The 5,840-nt window shown below is 74.1% G+C and carries 7 protein-coding genes; 5 read left to right on the forward strand and 2 right to left on the reverse strand.

What is annotated here, in order from left to right; genetic code table 11:
• Positions 1-602, forward strand: a 602-nt coding sequence (locus tag QZ433_RS04315) for an enoyl-CoA hydratase-related protein (protein WP_295780183.1), incomplete at its 5' end; no start/stop codon positions are given.
• Positions 603-666: 64 nt separating this feature from the next.
• On the opposite strand, the gene QZ433_RS04320 is transcribed toward QZ433_RS04315, so the two are convergent.
• On the reverse strand, positions 667-1,194 hold the full coding sequence (locus QZ433_RS04320) for a MarR family transcriptional regulator (RefSeq protein ID WP_295780184.1): 528 nt from the start codon (positions 1,192-1,194) through the stop codon (positions 667-669).
• 180 nt (positions 1,195-1,374) lie between these two features.
• Between QZ433_RS04320 and QZ433_RS04325 the strand changes: the two genes are divergently transcribed.
• The 3 genes from QZ433_RS04325 to QZ433_RS04335 all read left to right on the forward strand — a co-directional run bounded on the left by QZ433_RS04325 (position 1,375) and on the right by QZ433_RS04335 (position 4,682).
• Positions 1,375-2,151 (forward strand): electron transfer flavoprotein subunit beta/FixA family protein, encoded by a 777-nt coding sequence (locus QZ433_RS04325; RefSeq protein WP_295780185.1) that lies wholly within the window; start codon positions 1,375-1,377, stop codon positions 2,149-2,151.
• Positions 2,151-3,116, forward strand: coding sequence for an electron transfer flavoprotein subunit alpha/FixB family protein (locus QZ433_RS04330; RefSeq protein WP_295780186.1), 966 nt, complete (start codon positions 2,151-2,153; stop codon positions 3,114-3,116). Before QZ433_RS04325 ends, QZ433_RS04330 begins: the two co-directional genes overlap by 1 nt.
• Positions 3,117-3,320: 204 nt before the next feature.
• The gene (locus QZ433_RS04335) at positions 3,321-4,682 is read left to right on the forward strand and encodes a cytochrome b/b6 domain-containing protein (RefSeq protein ID WP_366761879.1); all 1,362 of its coding nucleotides are present in this window, start codon (positions 3,321-3,323) and stop codon (positions 4,680-4,682) included.
• A gap of 231 nt (positions 4,683-4,913) precedes the next feature.
• On the opposite strand, the gene QZ433_RS04340 is transcribed toward QZ433_RS04335, so the two are convergent.
• A complete protein-coding gene (locus QZ433_RS04340) occupies positions 4,914-5,465 on the reverse strand; it encodes a TetR/AcrR family transcriptional regulator C-terminal domain-containing protein (RefSeq protein WP_295780188.1) in 552 nt (183 codons plus the stop codon).
• Between the two features lie 55 nt (positions 5,466-5,520).
• Here QZ433_RS04340 and QZ433_RS04345 point away from each other — a divergent pair.
• On the forward strand, positions 5,521-5,840 hold a 320-nt coding region (locus QZ433_RS04345; RefSeq protein ID WP_295780189.1), incomplete at its 3' end, for a biotin transporter BioY.

Below are 5,840 nucleotides of genomic sequence, written 5' to 3' on the forward strand. Positions count from 1 at the left end.
AGAAAGCCTTCGCCGCGGGAGCCGACATCAAGGAGATGGAGCAGAAGTCGGGTCTCGACATGATGCTCACCGATCACTTCGGCGCCTGGGCGCGCTTCGCGGCGGTCCGCACCCCCGTGGTCGCCGCTGTGTCGGGGTACGCGTTGGGCGGCGGATGCGAGCTCGCGCTCATGTGCGATGTGATCCTGGCATCCGATCGCGCCCGGTTCGGTCAGCCCGAGGTGCAGCTGGGGGTCATTCCCGGAATGGGTGGGACGCAGCGACTCGTCCGGGCGCTGGGGTACTACAAGGCGGCGGAGCTGGTGCTCACCGGACGCATGATCGACGCGGCCGAGGCGGAGCGCGCGGGCCTGGTGTCGCGCGTCGTGCCCGCCGCGGACCTGCTCGACGAGGCCGAGAGCGTCGCCCGCACGATCGCCGAGAAGCCCCTCCCCGCCCTCTACGCGGCGAAGGCGGCGCTCGATGTCGCGCTGGAATCCACCCTCGCCGAGGGCGTCCGCTTCGAACGGCAGGCGTTCGCGGGGCTGTTCGACACCGCCGATCAGAAGGAGGGGATGGCGGCGTTCCGCGAGAAGCGGGCGCCGTCGTTCACGCACCGATGAACGACGAGGGGCGACGGCACTCGGCGGGCGCGGCGGTCCGCGGATCCGCGCTGCCCGGCGAGGGTCAGAGCGGATCGGGCACGGGTGCGGGGTCGGCGAAGTCGCCCGCGCCCTTGCGGAAGCGCGCGATGATGCGCACCAGGGCCGTCGCGTCGTCGTCGTCGAGGCCGAGGTCGGCGAAGACGACGTTGAGCGCGTCGGTCGCCTCGCCCACCCGCCGCCGCCCGGCGTCGGTGAGCACGAGCAGCGCTGCCCGCCCGTCGGTGGGGTGCGGCTCGCGCGCCACGAAGCCGTCGCGGGCCAGACGCTCGACGGTGTTGGTCACGCTCGTCGGATGCACCTGCAGACGCGCGATCGCGCTGGCCATCGGCATCCGTCCCTCGCGGGTGAAGGCGAGCAGTCGCAGCATCTCGAACCGCGAGAACGACAGGTCGAAGGGCTTCAGCGCCCGGTCGATGGATGCCATCAGCAGCTGGTGCGCGCGGATCACCGAGGTCACGACCGTCATGCCGTCGGCGGCGTCGTCCCAGCCGTGCGCGAGCCACTGGCGCTTGGCCTCGGCGATCGGGTCGACCGGCAGTCGTCGCGTCATCGGTCCTCCTCGCGTTTCACGCTACCGCTCGGTCGGCTCGGGGACGTGGCTTCCGGTCCCTTCGACGAGCTCGGGGACGTCGCGCGAGCGGTGGCCGGGCCTGTCGAAGCCCGCGCGCGCCGAACCCTTCCGCCGCCGCGGGGTCGCGGCATCCATTCCCCATCCGAAGGAGCCAGGTCGATGAAGATCGCGGTGCTGATCAAAGAAGTCCCCGACACCTGGGGCGAACGCCGTCTCGACCTCGAGACGGGGCTGACCGACCGGGCCGCGTCGTCGCCCGTGCTCGACGAGATCGACGAGCGCGCCGTCGAGGCGGCGCTGACGTACGCGGATGCTCACCCCGGTACCGAGGTCGCGGTGGTGGCCATGGCACCGGCCTCGGCCAGCGCGACCATCCGCAAGGCGCTCGCGATGGGCGCCACCTCGGCGCTGCACATCGTCGACGAAGCCCTGCGCGGCGCCGACCTGCTGCTGACGGCCGAGGTGCTCGCCGCCGCCGTGCGTCACGTGGGGGCCGACCTGGTCCTCGCCGGCAACCTCTCGACCGACGGCGGCGGGGGCGTCGTGCCCGCGATGGTCGCCGAGGCGCTCGGAATGCCGCAGCTCACGGGGCTGTCGAGCCTCGAGCTGACCGACGACGCCGTCGCGGGCGACCGCGTGAGCGACGCCGGCACCCTGCGCGTGTCGGCTCCGCTGCCCGCGGTGGTCTCGGTCACCGAGGCGCTGCCCGAGGGCCGTTTCACGACCTTCAAGGGGATCATGGCGGCCAAGAAGAAGCCGTACGAGACGGTGGATGCCGCGGCGCTCGGCGTCGTGGCCGACGACCCCGTCGTGCCGCGCTACATCATGCTGTCCGTGGCCGAGCGCCCACCCCGCCAGGCGGGCACCAAGATCGTCGACGAGGGCGACGCCGGCGAGAAGCTCGCCGCCTTCCTCGTGGCCGAGGGGGTGGCGTGATGCCCACGGTGATCGTGCTGCTCGAGGTGCTGCCCGACGGTGCGCTCCCGGCGACGTCGTCGGGGCTGCTGACCGCCGCCGCGCGCGCGGGTGAGCCGGTCGCCCTGATCGCGGCCCCATCCGACGCGCGCGCCTCGGCGGCGGCCGCCGCGGCCGAGCTCGGGGCCGTGCGGGTGCTGACCGCCGACGTCGACACGGAGCGGTTGACCGTCCCCCTCGTCGACGCCCTCGCCGCGGCCGTGGACCGCGAGCGACCCGACCTCGTCCTCGCCTCGCACGCGGTCGAGCCCCGCGACGCGCTCGCCCGGCTGTCGGCGCGCCTGCGCCTGCCCCTGGCGACCGACGTCGTCGGGGTCGCGCGCGATGAACTCGGCGTCGTGGTCCAGCACTCCGCGCTGGGGGGAGCGTTCACGGTCGAGGGCGCACCCACGTTCGGAACGCTGCTGGCGACGCTGCGGCCGGGCGCCGTGGAGGGGGATCTCGCCGCGCAGCCGCTCGTGGAGCAGTCGCTCGAGGTGGTGGCATCCGGGGTCCCGTCCGCCCGCATCGAGAGCTTCCGTCAGACGGCGGCGCCCTCGTCGCGTCCCGAGCTCAGGGGAGCCACGGCGGTCGTCTCGGGCGGGCGCGGCGTCGGCTCGCGCGAGGACTTCGCGCTCGTCGAGCGGCTCGCCGACGTGCTCGGGGCCGCCGTCGGCGCATCGCGCGCCGCGGTCGACGCCGGGTACGTGCCCGCGAGCGCGCAGGTCGGGCAGACCGGGGTGTCGGTCTCGCCGCGGCTGTACATCGCCCTGGGGATCTCGGGCGCCATCCAGCACCGCGCCGGCATGCAGACGGCGGGCACGATCGTAGCGGTCGACAAGAACCCCGAGGCGCCGATCTTCGAGATCGCGGACTTCGGTATCGTCGGAGACCTGTTCACCGTCGTCCCCCAACTCATCAGCGCGCTCGAGGCACACAAGAAGTAGATGGCGTCCACACCCCGCTCCCCGCGTCGCGGGCTGCCGCGCGTGCCCGGTGGGCCGCCCTGGCCGCCGGCGGAAGCCGAGGTGCCCGCAGCGCCGGACGCCCCGCCCGATCCGAAGCTGACCGAGGGGGATGCGGGTGGGACTCCGCCTTCTCGTTCCGTGGCCGCCGACGCCGCGCCCGCGGCGCACGGACGAACGGAAGCCGTGACCCGCGGCGTGCGCCGGGGTCTGCCGCGCGAGCCCGGCGGCGAGCCGTGGCCGCCGGCCCCCGCCGCTCCCGGGCGCGCGGACGAAGCGGCCGACAATTCCCGGACCGCGCAGGCCGTGGCCGACGGCGTGCGCCGGGGTCTGCCGCGCGAGCCGGGCGGCGAGCCGTGGCCTCCGGCATCCGCTGCTCCGGCCGGCGGCGCGGCCCCGGGGGCCGCGCCCAGCGAGGCCTCCGCGTCTGTCGACGGTGCCGCACCGGTCGCGGATGCCGCACCGGTCGCGGATGCCGCGCCGCGCGAGGCCCCCGCGCCGCCCGCGGATGCCGCGCCGCGCCCTCCGCTCACCGTGCGCCGCACGGTCTGGCCCGGCGCCGCCGCGCGGCGGGCGGCGTCCGGTGCTGCACCCGCTGCGCGCCAGCCCACGGCATCCCGGCCCTCCCTCGGCGACTACTCGCCCGTGCAGCTGCTCGGATCGACGGCGGTGCTCGGCGTCTTCGCCCTCGCGCTCGCCGGGATCGCGGTGCTGCTCGCCCGCTTCGTCCTGGCGATCGGACCCGGTCGGGAGTTCCTCGCGGTGTTCCCGGGCGAATACCCCCTGCCGGCGTCCGCCCCCGTGGGGCTGCCGGTCTGGCTGAACTGGTCGCACTTCCTCAACAGCCTCTTCCTGCTGCTGATCATCCGCACCGGGTGGCAGGTGCGCCGCGAGAAGAGGCCGGCGGCCTTCTGGTCGCCCCGGAACGACAAGAAGCGCCGCATCAGTCTCGCCCTGTGGTTCCATCAGGCGCTCGACATCCTGTGGATCGCGAACGGCGTCGTCTTCGCGGTGCTGCTGGTGGTCACCGGGCAGTGGATGCGGATCGTGCCGACCTCGTGGGAGGTCTTCCCGAACGCGCTCTCGGCCGCCCTGCAGTACGCCTCGCTCGACTGGCCGACCGAGAACGGGTGGGTGAACTACAACAGCCTGCAGCAGCTGTCGTACTTCGCCATCACCTTCGTGGCGGCGCCCCTCGCGATCGTCAGCGGCGTGCGGCTCTCGGGCGTCTGGCCGAAGGATGCCGCTCGACTCAACCGGCTGTACCCGGTGGAGTGGGCGCGAAAGGTGCACTTCCCCACGATGCTCTTCTTCGTGGCGTTCATCGCGGTGCACGTGTTCCTGGTGCTCGCCACCGGGGCGCTGCGCAACCTGAACCACATGTACGCCGCCCGCGGCGCGGTCGACCCCGAGGCCTTCACGGGCGATCCGACCGGCCTGCTGCTGTTCGCGGCATCCCTCGTCGTGATGGCCGCGGCCTGGATCGCCGCGCGTCCCGCCGTGCTCGTGCCGATCGCCCGCCTCTTCGGAGAGGTCAAGCAGCGCTGACGCCGCGTCGGCCCCGCCCCGCCCGTCGCCCGCGCGCCCGCCCCGCCCGCCCAGCCCCGCCCGCCCCGCCGGCCCCGCCCGCCTGGCCCGCGCGCCCCGCCGGCCCCGCCGGAGCGCCGAGACCGCCTCGGTTCGTCGAGACCGCATGTCGTAGCGGCCGAACGCCTACGGTCTCGGCGAGCAGGTGCGGCCTCGACGCCCGGACGCCCCTACCCGCGGCGGCGGCGGCGGTCAGACCCGACGACGCGCGCGCAGACCGGACGCGATCAGGTCGACACCGAACGCGAAGTCGTCGGACTCGAGGACGACAGCGCCCTCGCGCGCGCCGGCGCTGTCGTACTGCAGGCGCTGCTGCTCGTGCCAGACGAAGCCGAGCACGTAGTGCAGCACGGTCGTCGCGACCCGGCGGGCGGTGTCGGCGTCGAAGCCGGCGGCGGCCACGGCAGCGGTCAGCCGGTCGTGCGCGAGGGAGGATCCCAGACCCATCGCGAGGGTGCTCGAGACCACTTCGGCTCCGTCGCGGTAGGCGAGAAGGGCGTCGCGCAGGGCGTTCGCCTCGACCCGCAGATCATCGGGGGCTCCGGATGCCATCCGCCCGACGATCCGGTCCGAGAGCTCCGCGAGCAGGGTCTGCTTGTTCGGGAAGTGCCAGTACAGGGCGCTGGGCTGCACCTCGAGCGCTGTCGCGAGGCGACGCATCGTCAGGTCGGGAAGGCCGTGATCGTCGAGGATCCGCAGGGCGGTGCGGGCGACGTCGTCGGCGGAGTGCCCTCGGGGTGACATGCGTCCGAGTATAGTGAACGCCGTTCAGGTGAACATCGTTCAGGAAAGGCGCCCCATGACCCGCACCCTCGATGCGACCGACCTCGCCCGCGTCGCCGTCTTCGCCGCGCTCATCGTGGTGCTGGGGCTGCCCGGGAGCTTCCCCGTGTTCGGCGGGGTGCCCATCACCGCCCAGACGCTCGGCGTCATGCTGGCCGGGGCCGTGCTCGGCCCGTGGCTCGGCGCTCTCTCGGTGACGGTCGTGCTCGCGCTCACGGCGGCGGGCCTTCCGCTGCTCGCGGGAGGGCGCGGGGGCTTCGGCGTCTTCCTCGGCCCCTCCGCGGGCTACGCGCTCGGATGGATCCTCGGGGCGATCGTCATCGGGCTGCTCGTCCA

Source organism: uncultured Microbacterium sp. (assembly GCF_913776565.1).
Lineage (GTDB): Bacteria > Actinomycetota > Actinomycetes > Actinomycetales > Microbacteriaceae > Microbacterium.